Raw genomic sequence first — 19,536 nt, forward strand, 5'->3', positions numbered from 1 at the left:
GGTAATGAACCAGATTTACGGCTCTTTTTTGCCCGGTTGCCTTTTTTGCTGAAAGTAAAGAACTTTGAATTTAGTAACATTATGATCGCTCCCTTCATTTCTTTTCACCATTAAGATACCATGTTGGAAGAGCGAAGCAAAGGCGGTGCATCCGGGTCCTAATTTACACGCTGCATAATTTATCACGGCTCTTTCTACCCATGTGCATATTGCGCGACAATGGTGCATAAACTTTGCTGGAATCGTAAAAGCAGCGCTGAATAATGAATATAAATTCTTTTTCTAATTATAAGAAATTGCTGAGCATTTTTCTCAGATATGGGGACTTGCTGGGGCATAATGGTGGGAAAGGCAGTTTGATAGGAGGGTACAATGACAGCAAAGATTACGATGGGGATGACGACCTGGACGGAACACCCTGTACTCATTCACGGTGAGCAACGGCCGGTCACCCTGAACGAGTACGCGCAACACTTTCCAACGGTGGAGGTGGATACGTTCTTTTATGCGCTTCCTCAGATGAAGACCATTCAAAACTGGCTGACAATGGTTCCAGAAGACTTCCAATTTATTGTTAAGGCCAACCAGGGGATGACCCTGCACAAGCGCAACCAGGAAAAGGGGGAGGTCGAGCAGTTATTTGCTCAGTACCGGCGAACTGTGGCACCACTGGTTGCGAGTGGTCAGTTGAAAACAATCCTATTTCAGTTTCCACCTTACTTTGATGCCAGTGTTGCCGATATTGACTACCTAAAAATGGTGCGCACCTGGCTCGGTGACCTCCCCGTCGCGGTAGAATTGCGCAATAGCAGCTGGTATCAGCCGGGGGTGGTTGACGCGCTGGTCAGCTATTGCCAAGACCTCAAGTTTACCCTGGTAGCGGCAGATGAGCCGCATGACCAGGTCACAGCGGTTCCCTTCAAGCTGGTGACGACCAATCCTGACCTGGTCATGCTGCGTTTGCACGGCCGCAATAAAAAGGGATGGGCTAACCAAGGGCAGAGCTGGCGCAAGACCCGCACGCTGTACAAGTATTCGGACCAGGAATTGGCGACGTTTGCCCAGCAGGTTCAGCAGCTGACGCCCCAGCCGCGGGAAGTCTGCATTATCTTTAACAACAACTCCGGCAAGGATGCCGCACCAAACGCCCTGGCTCTGCAAAAGATGATGGGCGTTCACTTCGCCGGCTTGGCACCCCGGTCACCGGAACAGCTCGACCTGTTTTAAGGCCGCACCGACCGGTTAACTATGCTATACTAAACGTCAATACTATTCTTTAATTTTAATGAGAAAGAGGGGCCTCATATGGCTACACAAAAACCAACTTATTACATTACGACACCCATTTACTATCCATCTGGTAAGCTGCACATTGGGAACTCCTACACGACGGTTGCCTGTGACGCAGAAGCACGTTTCAAACGACTGAGTGGGTATGACGTGTTCTTCCTGACGGGAACCGATGAACACGGTTTGAAAATTGAACAGAAGGCTGACAAGCTCGGAATGCAGCCTCAAGAATATGTAGATCAAATGGCCGACGGGATCAAGAAACTCTGGAAGACCTTAAAGATTACCAACGACAAGTTTATCCGGACGACTGACGACTACCACGAGCAAGCCGTCCAGAAGATTTTCCAAAAGTTCCTCGACCAGGGTGATATTTACAAGGGCGAGTACACGGGCTGGTATTCGGTCGATGATGAAGAATACTTCACTGAAAGCCAACTGGCAGAAGTGTACCGCGATGACAATGGCAAGGTCATCGGTGGGAAGGCCCCGTCTGGTCACGAAGTTCAGCTGGTTAAGGAAGAATCCTACTTCTTCAAGATGAGCAAGTACGCTGACTGGCTGATGAAGTACTACGAAGAGCATCCGGACTTTATTGAACCCCACACCCGGATGAACGAGATGGTCAACAACTTCTTGAAACCGGGACTGGAAGATTTGGCCGTCACCCGGACTTCCTTTAACTGGGGAGTCAAGGTGCCGAACGACCCGAAGCACGTGGTTTATGTGTGGATTGACGCCCTGTCCAACTATATCACTGCACTGGGTTACGGTTCCGCCGATGACAGTCTCTTCAAGAAGTACTGGCCCGCTGACGTCCACATGGTGGGGAAAGAAATCGTCCGTTTCCACACAATTTACTGGCCAATCATGCTCCATGCCCTTGGTTTGCCGCTGCCCAAGCACGTTATCGGCCACGGCTGGCTGACGATGAAGGATGGCAAGATGTCCAAGTCCAAGGGGAACGTGATCTACCCAGAAACCTTAGTGGATCGCTACGGCCTCGACGCTACCCGCTACTACCTCTTGCGGGCAATGCCATTCGGCAACGACGGGGTCTTCAGTCCCGAAGACTTTGTCGACAAGGTTAACTTCGACTTGGCAAACGACCTGGGGAACCTCTTAAACCGGACCGTTGCCATGATTAACAAGTACCAGGGCGGCCAGGTTCAAGGAACCAACGATGCCCAGACGGCTTTTGATGCTGACCTGGAGGAAACGGCTGCCCAGGCAATTGCTGAATACAAGGAAGAGATGGATAAGACCCACTTTGCGGACGCTCTGGCGGCAGTCTGGAAGCTGGTCTCCCGTGCCAACAAGTACATTGACGAGACTGAACCCTGGGTACTTGCCAAGGATGACAGCAAGAAAGCTGAACTCTCCGACGTGATGACTCACCTGGCGAAGAGCCTGCGGGTAATCGCGGCGCTGCTCCAACCGGTAATGCCGGACGCACCAAAGGAGATTTGCCGGCAGCTGGGCTTGCCTGAAGAGACCATCAGCTTGACCGACTTGGCCTTTAACGATTTCCCAGCAAGCAGCCAAGTTGTTGCTAAGGGAACGCCAATCTTCCCCCGGCTGGACGTCAAGGAAGAAGTTGAGTTCATCAAGAGCAAGATGAGCGTAAACCAAAAGAAGAAGGGACGCAAAGCAATGGAAGAAGCCAAGAAGGCCGCGGAAAAGCAACCAGAAGTAGCTACCGACGGCAAGAAGCTGATCCGGATCGAAGCCTTTGACAAGGTTGATTTGAAGGTTGCCAAGATTACCGCTGCTGACCATGTCGAAGGGGCTGACAAGCTCTTGAAGTTCCACATGGATGATGGAACGGCAGAAGGGCGGCAGATCCTGTCTGGGATTGCCAAGTGGTACCCAGAGCCAGCTGTATTGGTAGGCAAGAAGGTCGTCATCGTCGCCAACTTGAAGCCGCGGAAGATGCGGGGTGAACTGAGCCAGGGGATGCTCCTTTCGGTTGAAAAGGATGGTCAGGTTCAAGTAGTCACGGTTGACGACAGCCTGGAACCAGGATTGGAGCTCGGCTAAGCGATGGGAAAGCGGCAACAAGAATGGCGCCAGGTTTATGATTCCCACACCCACCTCAACGACGACCCCTTTTACGACGATGTGCCGGCGTTTGAAAACCGGGCGGCTCACTACGGGGTCACTCAGATGAACATTGTGGGCTCTAATGCCACCCTTAACCAGCGGGCCCTGGCCCTTGGTCAACAGTACCCGAACTTGCACCCGATCATCGGCTGGCATCCCGAGGACATTCGGGCATTCGATGAAGACGCGAAGGCAACACTTTGGGAGCAGGTCCACGATCCACGGGTCGTGGCAATTGGCGAAATCGGGCTGGACTACTATAATGACCAGCAGTCTCCCCATGACCGCCAGCAGGAAGTTTTTGCCGAGCAGTTGGACTGGGCACGGCAGCTGAACCTGCCGGTGTCGATTCACTGCCGGGAAGCACTGGCTGACACCTATGAACTGCTAAAGGACGCCCACGTCGATGAATTCGGCGGGGTCATGCACAGCTTTAACGGGTCGCCGGAATGGGCCGAGAAGTTTCTGGACCTGGGGATGGCGATTTCCTTCAGCGGGGTCGCCAGCTTTGGCAGTGCCGAAGAGGTTCATGCGGCAGTGCGGGCTGTACCGCTGTCACGGATGATGGTGGAAACCGACGCCCCGTATTTGACACCCGCGCCGTATCGGGGAAAGCAAAACGAACCGGCCTTTACCAAGTTTGTCGTCGAAGCAATTGCAGAATTGAAGCAGGTGGCCCCATCCCGGGTTGCCCGGCAAACCTACCAGAATGCTAGCCGGTTATTCCTAAAGGATCAAAAAGATGACGAAGATTAAAGAAGTAATTGTAGTGGAAGGCAAAGACGATACCAAGCAGATTAAAAAGGCCGTCGACGCTGATACTTATGAAACCAACGGGTCTGCGCTCAATGCTGCCGACCTGGCCCGGCTGCGCAAATTGCAGGCGAGCCGGGGCTTAATTGTGTTTACGGATCCCGACTTTAACGGGGAACGGTTACGCAAGATAATCAGCGCCGCGGTTCCCGGAGTTAAACACGCCTTCATTGAGCGGCGGCAAGGGGTCCCTCACTTGGCCCACGGCAGCTTGGGGGTAGAGCACGCGGCCCCAGCGGTAATCAAAGCCGCTCTGGCCCACCTGTACACCCAGGCAGTGACGGAACCAGACGTCTACACCCAGCGGGACTTGCAGGCGGCGGGACTGGTTGGCAGTTCTCAGGCCCGGAAGCGGCGGGAACGGTTGGGGCAGCTGCTTGGCATTGGTTATGGCAACGGCAAACAGCTAGTCCACCGCCTGAACATGTTTCAAATCAGTCCCAACCAATTTGCGGCCGCTGTTGAGCAGATAAAGCGGGAGGAAAATGATGAGTAATACACCGGAAATCGGTAGTCGGACCCGGACGCGGGCGATTATGGAAAAGTATGGCATTCACACCAAGAAGGGCTTCGGCCAGAATTTTCTGACCGACCTCAACGTCTTAAAAAACATCGTGAGTGCCGCCGAAATTACCAGGGACGATAACGTGATTGAAATCGGCCCGGGGATTGGGGCATTAACGGAACAACTAGCCCAGGCCGCGGGGGAGGTCCTCGCCCTCGAAATCGACCAGGATCTGATTCCCGTATTGGCTGAGGTCCTTGCCCCGTACGATAACGTGACGGTCCTAAACCAGGACGTTTTACAAGCCAACCTGCCAGAGCTCATCAAGCAGCAGTTTACGGACCCCAGCAGGCCCATCAAGGTAGTTGCCAACCTGCCCTACTACATCACTAGTCCGATTTTGATGAACCTGCTTGCCGCACCGGTAGACTGGGCGGCTATTTGCGTTATGATGCAAAAGGAAGTTGCCCAGCGGTTGACTGCCCAGCCAGGGACGAAGCAGTATGGGGCATTGACCCTGGCAATCGAGTACCAGATGACCGCGGAGATTGCCTTCAATGTTTCCCGGCGGGTCTTTGTGCCAGCGCCGAATGTCGATTCCGCCATCGTGGTATTGAAACCACGGACAACCCCGCTACCGGTACAGCCCTTCAACAAGCAAAAGCTGTTTGGCTTCATTCGGGGGTGCTTTGCTCACCGCCGCAAAAGCCTGTGGAATAACTTACAGGCCACGATTGGCAAGCAGCCGGCGGTCAAGGAGAAGATGCAGGCAATTTTGACGGCCCTGGCAATTTCTCCCCAAACCCGGCCTGAACGGCTCACACTGGAACAGTTCATTGAACTTGCTAACGCCCTGCACGCTGCCCAGCTTCTCTAATGGTGAATATTATTGACTTTGTTATAATAAAATGATAATATTAATTGTTTCATGTTGAGCACAGGTACTGTTGTAACGCAGTGAGGTGAAGTTTTAGTGCCAGAATCAATTGTTGAGATCAAGAAAGAATTAGATGATCGTATTGGGGAACCAGTCCTCATTAAAGCACAGGCTGGTCGTAAGCGGGTGGCAACCCACCACGGTGTTTTGAGCAAGACCTATCCAGCCATCTTTGTTGTCCACCTAAACGATGGTAACGGAGCACCCGACCGGATTTCTTACAGTTACACTGACTTATTGACTCATAATATTTCGCTAGCCTTTGGCGAAGAAGAAGACTAGCGGGAGAGAGGGGCAGGACTAGTTTGGCTAGTTCGTCGTCCCACCGCCGTCGCCGCGCAGCAAGCCTGTTTGGGGTTGTTCAAGTACTGATTTGTCAGCGGTTGAACTGCCAGCCGGCTACTGCGCTGTTATCCTTAAAACAGCAAAGAGACTGAGTTAACTTCCGGTCCGATTAACATCAGCTGGTTTTTAAAACGAAATGGGCTCCAGCGTTCGGCCTTGCCGAGCACTGGGCCCATTTTGCGTCCTGCGTCAATGTGGGGCCATTCTCCCGGCTCAGGGGGGAACGCCGCCCACTTCCATTCAACTTGCCGATTAATTGGCTCATTAGTATAATCAAAATAAGAATAACTTGAGATAGGGAGGGATGGCAATGCGTGTAAATGAAAAAGCACCGGCAAAACTCAACCTGAGCTTAGACACGCCGATGCGGTACTTCGATGGTTCACCCCGGTGGGACATGGTAATGACTTCGGCAGACTTGGCAGATTATGTGACCGTAGAAACCCACCGGCGACCGACGACGATTAAAGTTTATACTGACAGCGGCTTTTTGCCCAACGACCAGCGAAACCTTGCTTACCAGGCAGCCCATATTCTCAAGAGCCGGTTTCACTGTCGCGAGGGTGTGACGATTCACATTCGCAAGAATATTCCCGTGGCGGCCGGGCTGGGGGGCGGTTCTTCGGATGCCGCTGCCGTTTTACGGGCACTGAACAGGATCTGGCGCCTGGGCCTCTCACTGGATGAGCTGGCCAAGATTGCACTGACGATTGACTCCGATGTGCCTTACTGTGTATATAGTCGGCTGGCCCACGTGACGGGGCACGGGGAAAAAATAGAGCTGCTGCCCGCCCAGCCGCACTATTGGGCAGTAATTGCCAAGCAGCAGATTAGTGTGTCAACGCCGCAGATTTTACGTCAGATTAACTACGAGCAGCTAGAGCACCTTGATAATGAACGCTTGATTGCTAGTCTGAAGGCTCAAAATTGGCAGGAAGCAGTTAAGTACATGGGCAACGTCTTGGAACCCGTGACGATGAGCTTTTATCCGGAAATCAAGCAGCTCAAGGATAAGATGGTTAGCCTGGGAGCCGATGTGGCACAGATGAGCGGGACGGGGCCAACCGTGTTTGCTGTTTGTCACACCGAATCCCGGGCAAAGCGGATTCAAAACAGCATTAGCGGCTTCTGCCGGGATGTTCACGTGGTTACTCTGTTGTGAAAAGTTAATATGCGTGCAAACGAGGGTGTGGAAAACGTCTAAAATTGGCTGATTGCTGATTTTAGACGTTTTTGCTTTCTAAAGGAAGTGTGTCAACGGGAATATAACAAGCCGTGGGAGCCATAGCTGGATTTTGAACCGCCCTAAATTTTCACGGCAGCTTGCATTTCGGTGTGCTTTCCGGTAAGATAGTTTTTGTTGCAAATAGTAATCATTACGATTAAATAAAGGGAGTTCGAGTTGATGTGTAAATACTGGATCGGAGTCAGTGGCTTAATCGGCCTGTTAGCAATTGTTTTCCTGCTGGCATTAATTCCCCGGCAAAATTTTGGCCGGCAGCAAAAACCAATCCGGGTGGTCGCTAGCCTAGATTTCTATGGCGAAGTGGCACAAGAGGTCGCTGGAAAGTATGGTCAGGTGACGACAATTATCAACAGCGCCGCGGTAGACCCGCACGATTACCAGCCGGGAACCCAGCAGGCGCGCGAGATGGGCACCGCTAACCTGGTAATCCAAAATGGGCTGGGCTATGACCACTGGCTGACGAAACTGGTCCAGGGGAGCAGCAACAACCGGGTTACTACTATCGATGTTGCCCGCCAGGTCGCTGGCATGAAGGCTGGCGACAACGAGCATGTCTGGTATCAGCCGACGACGATTAAGCGGCTTACCCAGCAGCTAGCTGACCAATACAGCAAGCTGGACCCCGCACACGCGACCTACTACCACCGCCGGGCACGGGCCTACCTGCAGAGCTTGCAGCCGCTTGACCAAACAATTGCGCAGGCCAAACGTGGTGTCGGGACAAAGCGGGCAGTAGCGGTGAGTGAACCGGTCTTTGACTACGCCTTGACAAACCTTGGCTACCAGGTGGTTGACAGCCACTTTGCTAAGGCCGTGGAGGACGGTAGCGATCCTTCGCCGCAGGACATTGCTGCCCTCCAGGCGGCAATTAAAAACCACCAGATCGCTTTCTTTGTAGAGAATGCCCAGGCTGACGATCGCGTTGTTAATAACCTGGTTCAACTAGCGCGCCAGCATGGTGTGCCGGTTTTGAAGGTAACGGAATCCAAACCTAATGGGTTGAGCTACGAGCAGTGGATGACCAAGCAGTACCAGCAGCTAATCAGGATTCAGGAAAAGGAGGACTAAGGCAATGGCAGTGCTCTCAGTAGAGGACTTAACGGTCGCGTATGGCGATCATACCGTTTTTAAGGATTTAAGTTTTACCGTCAACGATGGTGACTTTCTCGTGGTCGTTGGTGAAAATGGGGTGGGGAAGACTACCCTGGTGCGGGCCCTGCTCGGCCTCATCAAGCCCAAGGCAGGAACCGTTAATATTCCCACGGGAACCCGGATTGGTTACGTTCCCCAGTTTCGGAATATTGATGAGGAATACCCATTGTCAATCCGTGATTTTGTCGCGTTGAACAGCCGTCAATCCTGGTTGCCCTGGTTGACCGGCAAGGAGCGGCACGCGCTTGACCGGATGATTAGAATTACCGACTTAGCGCCGATTGCTGGGCGGCCGTTGGGACTGGCATCAGGTGGAGAGAAGCAACGGGCTTACCTGGCACAAGCCTTATTACCGGCCCCGCGCCTGTTGATTTTAGATGAGTCAACGGCCAGTCTGGATAATGAAATGAAGTATAACCTGCTCGACCTAGTCGCCCGGTTTCAAGAGGACGGTTTGAGCGTGATGTTTATCACCCACGATTGGGACCTGGCGGAACACTACGGTACCAGGTATCTCCACATGACGAAGAACGGCTACTCGACCGGTTCGATTGATGAACTGGCAGAATTGAGAAAGGAGACGGTGGAATGTTAACTTTGACGTTTATGCGGCACGCGTTCATTGCGAGCACCTTTATCGCGGTTGTGAGCGGAATTATCGGGGTGTTCGTTGTGGCCCGCCAGCTCTCCTTCCTGACCCATACCCTCTCGGAAATTGGTTTTGCTGGAGCGTCATTTGCCGTTTTTGCCGGCTGGCTGCCGTTAAATGGGATGATCCTCTTTACGATGCTCAGTTCAGTCCTGGTCGGTCAGATGAGTATTAAGGAGTCGCGCCGGGAAGCGGTGATTAGTGCCGTTTCCGGACTTTTTATCGGTCTGGGGATCCTCTTCCTCTCTTTGAGCAACCAGAGTGCTAGTTCGGCGACCAGCATCCTCTTCGGGAGTGTCGTGGGGATTAGCACGGCGGAGGTTCACCAGTTGATTCTCCTTTCGGTCGTCGTCCTGGTGGTGACACTGCTGATGTACCGGCCCTTGAAGTTTTCATCCTTTGACATCGTTGGTGCCCGGGTCAGTGGGGCCAACCAAACGCTGATTTCAGTGGCCTTCCTGGTCTTGCTGGCGTTGAGTGTGAGTGTCGCCGCCCAGATCGTCGGTTCTCTGTTGATCTTTATTCTGCTGACGATTCCCGCGGCAAGTGCGAAATACTTTACCCATGGGGTAGCGAAGATGGTGGGCCTGGCAATTTTATTTGCCTTGCTAGGAACGTGGACGGGCCTGCTCTTGGGGTACCTGACCAATTGGCCGGTCAGCTTTTTTATCGCGGTCATCGAAGTGGTAATTTACGTTATCGCCTTACTGTACCAAAACTTTGTTGAAGCAAGTTAGTGAGAACGGGGCTGGATTGTTTTCCGGCCCCGTTACTAGTTTAAACTGGGGGCGCTTGTCATTCGGCTATTAGGGGCCTCTTTCTCTTTTCAGCATTCTTTGCTAACTGCACTGATTTATTCAGAAAAGACGAACATTTTATGGTAAAATCAATGTTGTATTATTCCTTTTGGAAAGGCGGAAAAGAACGAAGATGAAAGTACGAAGAAGTAATCGACTGGTTGACATGACCAGATACTTATTGGAACACCCCCGAACATTAGTCTCGCTTAAATTTTTTAGTGAGCGCTATGGTTCGGCTAAATCCTCAATCAGTGAGGACCTCAGTATTGTTAAGCATACCTTTGAAACCTGGGGTGAGGGTCAGTTAAAGACCATTCCGGGTGCCAGTGGTGGGGCCGTTCTGACTCCATTTTACTCAAGGGAGAATGCGGAACGGGCGATTGCCAACCTGGTTCGCGAGGTGAATGATGATTCCCGCTTCTTGCCGGGCGGCTACGTTTACCTTTCGGACCTGATTGGCCGGCCGGATGTCCTTCACCAGGTCGGGCAGTTAATCGCCACCCAGTACGTTGACCAGGACGTTGACGTTGTGATGACGGTTGAAACTAAGGGAATTCCGATTGCGCAGGCGGCGGCGATGTACATGAACAAGCCCTTTGTGATTGTCCGTAATAGCTCTCACATAACGGAAGGCCCAACCGTCAGCGTGAACTATGTATCGGGCTCAGTTAAGCGGATTAAGAAAATGGAACTATCCCGGCGGACGCTTTCGGCCGGCGCTAACGTGGTAATTGTCGATGACTTCCTCAAGGGGGGCGGAACGCTGAACGGTATGCACTCCCTAATCAAGGAATTTGACGCTAACCTAGTGGGGATGACCGTCCTTGCTGAGGGGACCGCAAATGGTAAGCGGCTAGTGGATAACTGCACGTCACTGGTCAAGGTCGATGCCGAGGATGGCGACCAAAAGACGATTAATGCCCGGCCAGGGAACTTTATAGAAACGGTATTTGGAAAGGAAAATTAGGATGGTAAAGAGAAACGCGATTATCTTAGCAGCCGGTAAGGGAACCCGGATGCGGTCAAAGCTCTACAAGGTTTTACACCAAGTCTGTGGGAAAACGATGGTTGACCACGTGCTGACCCAGCTGGAAAAGGCCCACATTGATACGATTATTACGGTAGTGGGCTTTGGCGCGAAAACGGTCGAACAAACCCTGGCCCACCGAACCCGGTACGCTCTGCAAAAGCAGCAGTTAGGGACTGGCCACGCGGTAATGCAAACCGAAGACCTGCTGGGCAGCGAAGACGGTGAAACGATCATTGTCAGTGGTGATACACCACTCTTTACTGCGGAAACCTTTGAAAAGCTCTTTAAGTACCACGAGCAGCGCCACGCTGCGGCGACAATCCTGACTTCCATTGCCCCAGACCCGACTGGCTATGGCCGGATTGTCCGTGACAACGTGGGAATCGTTGAACGGATTGTGGAACAAAAGGATGCCGACCTCCAGGAACAAGCAATCAAGGAAATCAACACTGGGGTCTACTGCTTTGACAACCAGAAGCTCTTTGCCGCCCTCAAGAAGATTAATAATGATAATGCCCAGGGGGAATACTACCTGACCGATGTTATTGGCATTCTGAAGCAGGAAGGTGAGATCGTGACTGCCTACAAGATGGATGACTTTAGCGAATCGATGGGAGTTAACGACCGGATTGCCCTGGCTAAGGCTAACCAGGTAATGCGGGACCGGATTAACAAGCACTGGATGCAAGAAGGCGTTTCGATGGTCGACCCGGCAACGACTTACATTGACGCGGGAGTCAAATTGGGCCGCGATACCGTCCTCGAAGGCAACGTTGTCATTAAGGGCGATACCGTGATTGGAAATGACTGCTACATTAGTGCTGGGTCACGGATCACCGATTCCACAATCCACGACGGCGTTAAGATTACTTCATCGACGCTGGAAGAGGCAGAAATGCACAACGGCAGCGATATTGGTCCAAATAGCCACTTACGGCCAGAGACTGAAATCGGTGAAAACGTTCATATCGGTAATTTCTGTGAGGTCAAGAAAGCCTACATTGGGGCGGGCACTAAGGTCGGCCACCTGACCTACATTGGCAACGCCACACTGGGGAAGAACATTAACGTTGGCTGTGGAGTAGTCTTCGTCAACTACGATGGTACCAACAAGCACCATACCAATGTCGGCGACCACGCCTTTATTGGTAGCAACAGCAACCTTGTAGCACCGGTTAATATCGCGGCAGATTCCTTTATTGCGGCTGGTTCGACGATTACTGACAGTACTGAACAGTACGACATGGCAATTGCCCGGGCTCGGCAAACCAATAAGAAAGATTACGCGAAGAAGTTGCCCTGGTAAGCCGACTTTTGCTTGCTTTTTAACAGACCGCTCTATATCATAGATAAGGATAGACAAAAGACTTACTTATACTTCCGGAGGCTCTAATGACACAGTCGAATACTGATTCCAACTTAAAACTGTTTGCGCTCAACTCGAACCGCCCCTTGGCAGAAAAAATCGCTCAACACCTGGGAATCGAGCTGGGAAAACTTTCAGTGGACCGTTTTAGTGACGGTGAAATTCAAATTAACATTGAGGAAAGCGTCCGTGGTGACAACGTCTACGTTATTCAGTCAACGTCAGCGCCCGTTAATGATAACTTAATGGAACTGCTGATCATGGTCGATGCCTTGCGGCGGGCAAGTGCAAAGACAATTAACGTTGTCTTGCCATATTATGGCTATGCACGGCAAGACCGGAAGGCCCGGAGCCGGGAACCAATTACGGCTAAGCTGGTTGCCAACATGCTGCAAAACTCTGGGGTAGACCGGGTGATTGCCCTCGACCTTCACGCGGCCCAGATTCAAGGCTTCTTCGACATTCCGGTAGACCACTTAATGGGCGCGCCATTACTAGCCGAGTACTTTATCAAGGAAGGGGTTGCCGACAACGCGGTCGTAATTTCACCCGACCACGGTGGGGTAACCCGGGCCCGGGCATTGGCGGAATTTTTGAAGTCGCCGATTGCGATTATCGATAAGCGGCGCCCCAAGGCCAACGTTGCTCAGGTGATGAACATCATCGGGGATGTTAAGGGCAAGACCTGCATCATGATTGATGACATGATTGATACCGCCGGGACGATTACCTTAGGCTCGCAGGCGCTGATTGACGCGGGGGCCAAGGAAGTCTACGCTTCATGTACCCATGCGGTCTTGTCTGGCCCGGCAATTGAGCGGCTGGCGAAGTCACCGTTGAAGGAAGTCGTTGTGACCGACTCCATCCAACTGCCAAAAGAAAAGCAAATTGATAAGATCAAGCAGGTTTCCGTAGCGCCGTTGATTGCGGCCGCTATTAAGCGGATTAATGAAAACCGCCCAGTGAGTCCCCTGTTTAAGCAGGTCTTTCAGAGTGCTAAGAAAATCGACTAAGATCTGCTAAAGGTTATTGCGAGAGAGGCTGGGAATTAGCTCAGCCTCTTTGCTATTTTAAAGCTGGAAGTGTTGCAGCCCTACTCCCCCCTTTTCTACCAGCTGGTTCTAGCCATGTCCATTATTCGTGGTCAGCAGCCCCTGACTTTGCTGGGGGGGGAGCAGAGCTTGCGTTTTCTTTAAGATTTTGGGTTCACTTGACCTTCCATGATATAATAAAGGCGCAGTAGCTAAGGAGGTTAACATGCAAACAAAACCATTATTTAATAAGGTGCTTACCGGTTCTGCTGCCATTGCCATTGCTTTGACATTGGCAGGGTGCGGTCACCATGAGACTACGACTACGGCAGCTAGCAGTTCATCCGTTCGCTCGGCGAAGACTGCTTCGAGCAGTAAGCAGAGTGATGCTTATCGGTCAGCTAACAAGCTGATTCAAAAGGAGGACTACCAAGGCGCTTACGATCGGCTAAACAGCGCTAATAATCGTTCAACGCAGGAAGATTATCTTGCTACTGACTTACAAAACTACATGAGCGCGCGGAATGCTTACCGGAGTGGCAACTACGCCACCGCGGCCGCCACTTTGAAGGAGCAAAAGTCTGCTAGTCCAGAGATGCGGAAAGCTAACAATAAGTTGCAAAAGCAGATTAATAAGGCGCAAAACAGCAGCAGTTCCTCAAGCAGCGTTGCGGACAGCAAGGCAAGTACTAGTCAGAGCAGCACTGACCAGACGAATGATGATGTAGTAGTAGCGTTCGCTAACAAGATGGGCTTTAGCGGCGATAAGGGCTACCAAATCGTTCAGACGGGCAAGTCTGGCAATACCTATAAGTTTGAAGTGCGGCGGAGCAACAGCGACAATACTGTTGCCAACCTGGTGGGAATTTACCAGTATAATAACGAGACCGGGGCCGTTACCAAACTAAGCTAATTGGTTATACTGAGAAGATAATTTGGTCAGAGGAAATTAATTTTTCCGCTGGCCTTTTTACTAGGGAGGCGGTTAAAGTGTGCACGGTAATAACGAGCAACGACCTCATCGCGCGAACGATGGATTTCCCACCCCGTACACCGTGGCAGCTAACTTATTTACCGGCGGCTTTTCAGTGGCAGCCAGCGGTTGGCGGCCAGGTTTTGACCAACCGCTACCGGATTCTCGGCGGGATGCGGCACTTTGACGGCCACTACCTGCTCGGCGACGGGCTGAACAGTGCGGGCTTGTTTTGCGCGGAACTCTTTTTTCCGGTTGCGGCAAGCTATGAGGAGACCGTCCGCCCCGGCACTCGGGGGCTGACACCCCAGGACTTTATTCTCTGGGTGCTGGGCAAACACGCAACGGTCGCCGAGTTAGCGGCGGACCTGGAGCGGGTCTCGGTGGTGGGACGGCGCTGGTTCGACGGCAACTACTATCCTTTCCACTGGCTATTGGCAGATGATAGTGGAACGTACGTGATTGAGCCACTGGGTGGGCGGCTGAAGCTCATGCGCAACCCCTGCGGAGGATTAACAAACACGCCGGCATTAGCCGACCAGGTGGAACGCTTGAATCATAGGCTGGGAATCGCGGACCGCCAGTTTGTCCTGCGGGCAGTGGTCAATTATCAGGGAGCGTGGCCAGCTGGTGGAAATTCGGTGGCGCGGTTTCAACAGGCAGTGTTGACGAGCTGGCAGAAGAAGCCCCAGACAGTTGCGGCAATGGCGACTTTCCTACAAACCGTCACCGTCCCCCATACTAAGAAGCACGAGCATAACTATACTCACTACTGGGCGGTAGTTGACCGTCAGCGCCTTCGGTATTACTTTACGGATTGCCGAACCCAGCGAAGGGTCAGCTATGATTTGAATTCGGCGGTGGGTCAACAGCCCGTGGCCTTTAAACTATAAGGATGGTGGGCCACTGCCAGTTTGCCTAGCTTATTGCTCCACCCTCCATTTAAAGCGTGATTATTTCTTGAAGAAAGCTAATAAGTAAGGCTCCAGGGTTCGGTTTGCCGAGCACTGGAGCCTTATTGGGTTCTTATTTTGCAGGAAAAAGATTTTTCTCCTGGCCGGGATGTTAGTTGTTAAACACATACTTATCAATCGCGGCGGCGACCCCGTCGTGATTATTGTCGGCGGTAACGTCATCGGCAACCGCCAGGGTCTCTGGAATGGAATTGCCCATGGCGACCCCGTGACCGGCAAATTCCAGCATTGAGTTATCATTCTGGGCGTTCCCCAGGGCCATTACTTCACTGGCGGCAACCCCCAGTTCCTTGCACAGCATATCCAGTGCCTGCCCCTTGCTGACACCCTTGCGCATAAACTCTAGGTAGAAGTCCTCGCTGCGGACGATGGAAAAGCGGCTTGCCAGCTCCTCTGGCAGGTTGGCGAGGGCCCGGTCGATGACGTCCTTTTCGTCGACCATCATTGCCTTGGCGATGACGTACTGGTCCCGAATCCGGGCCATTTCATCAAGGGACCGGTAGCGGATCGGCATATCGACCAGGTCGGATTCATAAACGGTGTATTTGCTAATATCCTGGTTAGTGGTGTAGATGTAGTCCCGGGTTTCCAACTGTGAGTGGACGTTTTCTTTAAGACAGTAGTTCTCCCAGTCTGCGTAATCATCAAAGGCCATGCTTTCGTCGACCATTACTTGACCGCTAGTGGTTTGGGCGAGGCCACCGTTAAAGCTGACTACGTATTCGTCGTCCCGGTCGTTCAAGCCGAGCTGTTTCAGGTAGGCGGTGACACCCGTCATCGGCCGGCCAGTACACAGGACGATTTTGACGCCCTGCTGGCTGGCCTTTTTAATTGCTGCGACCGTCCGGGGGGTGATTTCCCGCTTGTCGTTGATGAGGGTACCGTCAATGTCGATTGCGACCATCTTAATTGCCATTATTATTGTTCCTCCTTGGGGTTAACGATGTGGTTGTTTTTAATGTAGTGCTGGAATTGCTCATAAATGGGTTCGAACACCTCAATGTCCTGGTGCTTTTCGAGCATTTCCTTAGGGAAAAAGAAGCGCTGGTCACCGGCTTCGCGCCCGGAAACACTGGCAACCAGGGTTGAGACCTGGGACAGTTCAACGAATTCACCGTTGGGTTGAACCAGCTCGATTTGGGTTTGGGGGTTCGAATCCTGGGGATTGTAAGTGTCATAGGGGAGCTTAAAACTATCATTGACCGCGGTGTAGGAGTCACTGTTGAAACCGGCCGTTTGAATTAACTCACGCAGCTTCGGCAGGCAGGCGGCCGAGTGCTGGTCATAAATCGCTGACTTGAAGGGCCGCCGGTAGAGAAACCGCCGTGCCAAGTCACTGAGAATGTGGTCCCGGGAATGGGTCCAGTGGTTGAAATAGGTGGTCAGGACCCCATCGTCTAAGGCGAGGTAGTCGTCCAAACTAAATTTGTGGTTAAAGAAGGGCATCAGCATGTGCGGGGTAAACTCTGGCTCGAAGTCATTGGGGTGCTCGTAGATGTACTTGGCCCGCATCAGCAGGTGGTCCAAAATTACTTCCATTGCCCGGGAAACGGGGTGAAAGTAAATCTGCAAATACATTTGCAAGCGGCTAATGATGTAGTCTTCCACCGCGTGCATTCCGGAAATCTCAAAGGCGATTCCACCCTCGACCGGTCGCATTACATGGAGGACCCGGTCAAGGTCAAACTTACCATAGTTAGTACCGGTGTAGTAGGAATCCCGCTGGAGGTAGTCCATCCGGTCGGCGTCGACCTGGCTAGAAATCATTTGAACGACTTGCTGGTTTTCGTAGGTGTGGTCGATGACACTAGCGACCTGGTGGGGGAAGTCTGGGGAAACCCGCCGGAGGATCCGGTTAATGTTGGTCCCGGGACTGGTAATCAGCTGGCGGGTGATCTGTTCGTGGTCTGTATTAAAAATATGTTCAAAGGTATGGGAATATGGTCCGTGCCCCAGGTCATGCAAGAGGGCTGCACAGAGGGAGACGGGCCGCTCACGGTCGTCCCAACGGCCGTCACCGGCTTGCTGATGGGGATAGTTTCGCTGGAAATAGTTGCACATTTCCCGGGTAATTTCGTAAACCCCAAGGCAGTGTCCAAAGCGGGAGTGTTCGGCCCCGTGAAAGGTAAAGGAAGAGGTTCCCAGCTGCTTAATCCGCCGGAGACGCTGAAATTCAGGGGTGTTAATCAAGTCTAAAATAATCTGGTTATCCACGATGATCTGACCGTGGATGGGGTCCCGGAAAACTTTCTCCCGGGATAACTGTTCGTCACTGAAACGCACTCTTAAACCTCCTTCGGTAGCCGTTCTTGCAGCTTACTGATTGCTAGTCGTTCGTCATTTAAATACTTGATAAACTGGGGCTGCCAGGTGAGCTGCTTGAAGGCCTGGTTGTCCGTCAAACTGAAAACGCCGCGCAGCCGGTCCTGGGCTTCGGCAATTGTAATGGAGTGACCAAGGAGGTCAGAGATATTCGTCATTGCCGCCGGCCACACGTCGGGAAAATGCCACTTGTTTGGCGTGGATTGGAGACCAGCCGTATAAAAATCACGAATCAATTCACCCCGGGAAAGCTGGTTGCCGTTAATGCTGAGGTAGAGCATGACGACGACACCCGCCATGTTTCGTCGTTGGGAAATCCCGCCGATTTTTTGACCATTGACCTGAACATCAAAGCTGCCGGGACAGTAAGAGTGGGTAACTTCGCCGGTTTCAATCGCCAGTTCAGGGAAGGCAGCCTGGATGACGGTGACCATCCGCTGATAGGCTTCGTCAATCGTTAACTGCTGCTTTTCCAGGTGCCAAGGGAAGAACAGCGAACAATTCAGGATGCCATTATCGCTGACCACTGCCAAGCCGCCAGAATTACGGATAAAGTAGTGGTGATGCCGGTGCCGCAAGAGGTCCAGTGCGGTTGCCAAGTGGGGCAGCCGTTGGTCTTTGAGGCCAAGAATGACGGTCTCCTCTAATGTCCAAAAGTGAAGCAGGGGAGTCGGCAAGGCTTCGCTGCTGCGCAGGATGGCGTTGGTGTAGATAAATGAGCTGATATTATTAGGGGGCAGCAACGGCTGGCGAAATTCGCTGACCGGCTGGCTTAAAAATTGTTCCATAGGTTTGACTCTTCTTTAATTTTGGTTTCTATATAGCATTATACAAGAAAGCTGGGGAAATTAATCCTAAACGGTCACCTTTTTCAGCAGTTTCAAGTATAATTGTGACGAAAGAAGCGAAAGGGGATGTGAAGAATCAAGAAAATTACACCCGTCCATGTCCAACTGACCACGGTCATTGAACAGGATGGCCAGCAGGAGCGGTTTAGTTTTAACGAAACGGGCAACTTTGTCGAACTTAACGGTAAGTACTATCTGCGTTATCTAGAACACCAGCAGGGGCACAGTACACCCGTCCAATTTCGCCTGGATGACCAGGTGCACCTGCACCGGAGTGGGGAACTGACGACCCTCCTTAACTTTGACTTGGCAGCACCAACGGCGACCCGTTACCGGACCCAGTATGGAATCATCAGTCTAGAAGTCCAAACCAGCCGGCTGGAGAAGGAGATTGACCCCACGATTCCGGCCGGCCAGCTGAAGGTGGATTACTCCCTGGTGACGGCGGGGCAGACTGTGGGAAGTTATCAGCTTCGATTGCAATTTCAACCCTAGTATTGTATGATGTAGTTTAGACTTTTTGAAGGGATGTGCACCAATTTGGAATTAAAGGTTTTTGACGGCCAAGACAAATCAGAGCTTTCAATGGTTGAGGTGGCGCACGCTATTTTAGCTCATCATGGTGAGGCGATGGCGTTCGTTGACCTGACTAACGAAATTCAACAGTACCTGGGCAAGAGTGATGAGGAAATCCGGGAACGCCTCGCTCAATTCTACACTGATTTGAATGTCGACGGCAGTTTTATTTCCCTTGGTGACAATACCTGGGGCCTGCGGGCTTGGTACCCATTCGAATCTATCGACGAAGCAACGGTTGGTGAAACCGAGGATGAGGAAGACCGGCCGAAGAAGAAGCGGCGGAAGGTTAACGCCTTCTTGGCCGATTCTGATGATGACGACGATGTGATCGATTACGACAACGATGATCCAGAAGATGAAGACTTGGATGATCGTGACGAAGACGATAGCAGCGACGATGATTACGACGAAGAAAATGACGACTTCAGTGATGATGACGATGACCTCGATGACAATATCGAAGACCAGCTGTCTGAATTACATGATGAAGACGAGGACGAAGAAGACGACGATGAATAAATCTCGTCAGGAGCCTTGACTATTTTGCGGCGAGCTTGTATTATCTTTCTTGGG

General features: G+C 52.0%; 20 protein-coding genes. 17 read left to right on the plus strand and 3 right to left on the minus strand.

Annotation, left to right across the window (positions count from 1 at the left end; translation table 11 throughout):
• The first annotated feature begins 372 nt into the window (after positions 1 to 372).
• The 15 genes from N4599_RS08370 to N4599_RS08440 all read left to right on the plus strand — a co-directional run bounded on the left by N4599_RS08370 (position 373) and on the right by N4599_RS08440 (position 15,133).
• Positions 373 to 1,227 carry a DUF72 domain-containing protein gene (locus N4599_RS08370; RefSeq protein WP_191363614.1) on the plus strand — a complete coding sequence of 285 codons (855 nt, stop codon included), beginning with the start codon at positions 373 to 375 and terminating at the stop codon, positions 1,225 to 1,227.
• Between the two features lie 78 nt (positions 1,228 to 1,305).
• Positions 1,306 to 3,330 carry a methionine--tRNA ligase gene (gene metG / locus N4599_RS08375; RefSeq protein WP_191363615.1) on the plus strand — a complete coding sequence of 675 codons (2,025 nt, stop codon included), beginning with the start codon at positions 1,306 to 1,308 and terminating at the stop codon, positions 3,328 to 3,330.
• A gap of 3 nt (positions 3,331 to 3,333) precedes the next feature.
• A complete protein-coding gene (locus tag N4599_RS08380; protein WP_191363616.1) occupies positions 3,334 to 4,149 on the plus strand; it encodes a TatD family hydrolase in 816 nt (271 codons plus the stop codon).
• Positions 4,136 to 4,702 carry a ribonuclease M5 gene (gene rnmV, locus N4599_RS08385; RefSeq protein WP_191363617.1) on the plus strand — a complete coding sequence of 189 codons (567 nt, stop codon included), beginning with the start codon at positions 4,136 to 4,138 and terminating at the stop codon, positions 4,700 to 4,702. The genes N4599_RS08380 and rnmV overlap by 14 nt, the downstream gene beginning before the upstream one ends.
• Complete coding sequence (rsmA, locus tag N4599_RS08390) at positions 4,695 to 5,588, plus strand: 16S rRNA (adenine(1518)-N(6)/adenine(1519)-N(6))-dimethyltransferase RsmA (protein WP_260902526.1); 894 nt, start codon at positions 4,695 to 4,697, stop codon at positions 5,586 to 5,588. Before rnmV ends, rsmA begins: the two co-directional genes overlap by 8 nt.
• Before the next feature lie 96 nt (positions 5,589 to 5,684).
• On the plus strand, positions 5,685 to 5,930 hold the full coding sequence (locus tag N4599_RS08395) for a Veg family protein (protein WP_003713960.1): 246 nt from the start codon (positions 5,685 to 5,687) through the stop codon (positions 5,928 to 5,930).
• Positions 5,931 to 6,303: 373 nt separating this feature from the next.
• A complete protein-coding gene (gene ispE, locus N4599_RS08400) occupies positions 6,304 to 7,155 on the plus strand; it encodes a 4-(cytidine 5'-diphospho)-2-C-methyl-D-erythritol kinase (protein WP_194176617.1) in 852 nt (283 codons plus the stop codon).
• Positions 7,156 to 7,398: 243 nt separating this feature from the next.
• Positions 7,399 to 8,307: a metal ABC transporter solute-binding protein, Zn/Mn family gene (locus N4599_RS08405; protein ID WP_260899050.1), complete on the plus strand. Its 909-nt coding sequence runs from the start codon at positions 7,399 to 7,401 to the stop codon at positions 8,305 to 8,307.
• Between the two features lie 4 nt (positions 8,308 to 8,311).
• On the plus strand, positions 8,312 to 8,986 hold the full coding sequence (locus N4599_RS08410) for a metal ABC transporter ATP-binding protein (RefSeq protein WP_194176618.1): 675 nt from the start codon (positions 8,312 to 8,314) through the stop codon (positions 8,984 to 8,986).
• Positions 8,980 to 9,777 carry a metal ABC transporter permease gene (locus tag N4599_RS08415; protein ID WP_260899052.1) on the plus strand — a complete coding sequence of 266 codons (798 nt, stop codon included), beginning with the start codon at positions 8,980 to 8,982 and terminating at the stop codon, positions 9,775 to 9,777. The genes N4599_RS08410 and N4599_RS08415 overlap by 7 nt, the downstream gene beginning before the upstream one ends.
• A 193-nt stretch (positions 9,778 to 9,970) precedes the next feature.
• Positions 9,971 to 10,807, plus strand: coding sequence for a pur operon repressor (purR, locus tag N4599_RS08420; protein WP_260899054.1), 837 nt, complete (start codon positions 9,971 to 9,973; stop codon positions 10,805 to 10,807).
• Between the two features lies 1 nt (position 10,808).
• Positions 10,809 to 12,176: a bifunctional UDP-N-acetylglucosamine diphosphorylase/glucosamine-1-phosphate N-acetyltransferase GlmU gene (gene glmU / locus N4599_RS08425; protein WP_260899058.1), complete on the plus strand. Its 1,368-nt coding sequence runs from the start codon at positions 10,809 to 10,811 to the stop codon at positions 12,174 to 12,176.
• A gap of 86 nt (positions 12,177 to 12,262) precedes the next feature.
• Positions 12,263 to 13,249: a ribose-phosphate diphosphokinase gene (locus tag N4599_RS08430; RefSeq protein ID WP_003713929.1), complete on the plus strand. Its 987-nt coding sequence runs from the start codon at positions 12,263 to 12,265 to the stop codon at positions 13,247 to 13,249.
• Between the two features lie 244 nt (positions 13,250 to 13,493).
• Positions 13,494 to 14,180, plus strand: coding sequence for a hypothetical protein (locus N4599_RS08435; protein WP_260899061.1), 687 nt, complete (start codon positions 13,494 to 13,496; stop codon positions 14,178 to 14,180).
• A gap of 77 nt (positions 14,181 to 14,257) precedes the next feature.
• Entirely contained in the window at positions 14,258 to 15,133 is an 876-nt protein-coding gene (locus N4599_RS08440; protein ID WP_260899063.1) for a linear amide C-N hydrolase, read from the plus strand.
• A gap of 172 nt (positions 15,134 to 15,305) precedes the next feature.
• Here the strand turns inward: N4599_RS08440 and yidA are convergent, their stop codons facing one another.
• Genes yidA through N4599_RS08455 form a run of 3 tightly spaced genes read right to left on the minus strand, consistent with a single transcriptional unit; the run spans position 15,306 to position 18,324 of the window.
• Positions 15,306 to 16,130 (minus strand): sugar-phosphatase, encoded by an 825-nt coding sequence (yidA, locus tag N4599_RS08445; protein WP_062813220.1) that lies wholly within the window; start codon positions 16,128 to 16,130, stop codon positions 15,306 to 15,308.
• 2 nt (positions 16,131 to 16,132) lie between these two features.
• A complete protein-coding gene (locus N4599_RS08450; RefSeq protein WP_062813219.1) occupies positions 16,133 to 17,497 on the minus strand; it encodes an HD domain-containing protein in 1,365 nt (454 codons plus the stop codon).
• Positions 17,498 to 17,499: 2 nt separating this feature from the next.
• Positions 17,500 to 18,324 carry a lipoate--protein ligase family protein gene (locus N4599_RS08455; RefSeq protein ID WP_191363627.1) on the minus strand — a complete coding sequence of 275 codons (825 nt, stop codon included), beginning with the start codon at positions 18,322 to 18,324 and terminating at the stop codon, positions 17,500 to 17,502.
• Positions 18,325 to 18,501: 177 nt separating this feature from the next.
• Between N4599_RS08455 and N4599_RS08460 the strand changes: the two genes are divergently transcribed.
• Together N4599_RS08460 and rpoE are read left to right on the plus strand one after the other, a co-directional pair.
• The gene (locus N4599_RS08460) at positions 18,502 to 18,879 is read left to right on the plus strand and encodes a YwiB family protein (protein WP_260902528.1); all 378 of its coding nucleotides are present in this window, start codon (positions 18,502 to 18,504) and stop codon (positions 18,877 to 18,879) included.
• A 45-nt stretch (positions 18,880 to 18,924) separates the two neighbouring features.
• Complete coding sequence (gene rpoE / locus N4599_RS08465) at positions 18,925 to 19,482, plus strand: DNA-directed RNA polymerase subunit delta (protein WP_191363628.1); 558 nt, start codon at positions 18,925 to 18,927, stop codon at positions 19,480 to 19,482.
• Positions 19,483 to 19,536 lie beyond the last annotated feature (54 nt).

It is taken from the genome of Limosilactobacillus oris (assembly GCF_025311495.1).
Taxonomy (GTDB): domain Bacteria; phylum Bacillota; class Bacilli; order Lactobacillales; family Lactobacillaceae; genus Limosilactobacillus; species Limosilactobacillus oris_A.

Coding starts and splice junctions, on each gene's coding strand:
- N4599_RS08370 (WP_191363614.1), top strand. CDS start 373: ATGACAGCAAAGATTACGATGGGGATGACGACCTGGACGGAACACCCT.
- metG (WP_191363615.1), top strand. CDS start 1,306: ATGGCTACACAAAAACCAACTTATTACATTACGACACCCATTTACTAT.
- N4599_RS08380 (WP_191363616.1), top strand. CDS start 3,334: ATGGGAAAGCGGCAACAAGAATGGCGCCAGGTTTATGATTCCCACACC.
- rnmV (WP_191363617.1), top strand. CDS start 4,136: ATGACGAAGATTAAAGAAGTAATTGTAGTGGAAGGCAAAGACGATACC.
- rsmA (WP_260902526.1), top strand. CDS start 4,695: ATGAGTAATACACCGGAAATCGGTAGTCGGACCCGGACGCGGGCGATT.
- ispE (WP_194176617.1), top strand. CDS start 6,304: ATGCGTGTAAATGAAAAAGCACCGGCAAAACTCAACCTGAGCTTAGAC.
- N4599_RS08405 (WP_260899050.1), top strand. CDS start 7,399: ATGTGTAAATACTGGATCGGAGTCAGTGGCTTAATCGGCCTGTTAGCA.
- N4599_RS08410 (WP_194176618.1), top strand. CDS start 8,312: ATGGCAGTGCTCTCAGTAGAGGACTTAACGGTCGCGTATGGCGATCAT.
- N4599_RS08415 (WP_260899052.1), top strand. CDS start 8,980: ATGTTAACTTTGACGTTTATGCGGCACGCGTTCATTGCGAGCACCTTT.
- purR (WP_260899054.1), top strand. CDS start 9,971: ATGAAAGTACGAAGAAGTAATCGACTGGTTGACATGACCAGATACTTA.
- glmU (WP_260899058.1), top strand. CDS start 10,809: ATGGTAAAGAGAAACGCGATTATCTTAGCAGCCGGTAAGGGAACCCGG.
- N4599_RS08430 (WP_003713929.1), top strand. CDS start 12,263: ATGACACAGTCGAATACTGATTCCAACTTAAAACTGTTTGCGCTCAAC.
- N4599_RS08435 (WP_260899061.1), top strand. CDS start 13,494: ATGCAAACAAAACCATTATTTAATAAGGTGCTTACCGGTTCTGCTGCC.
- yidA (WP_062813220.1), bottom strand. CDS start 16,130: ATGGCAATTAAGATGGTCGCAATCGACATTGACGGTACCCTCATCAAC.
- N4599_RS08455 (WP_191363627.1), bottom strand. CDS start 18,324: ATGGAACAATTTTTAAGCCAGCCGGTCAGCGAATTTCGCCAGCCGTTG.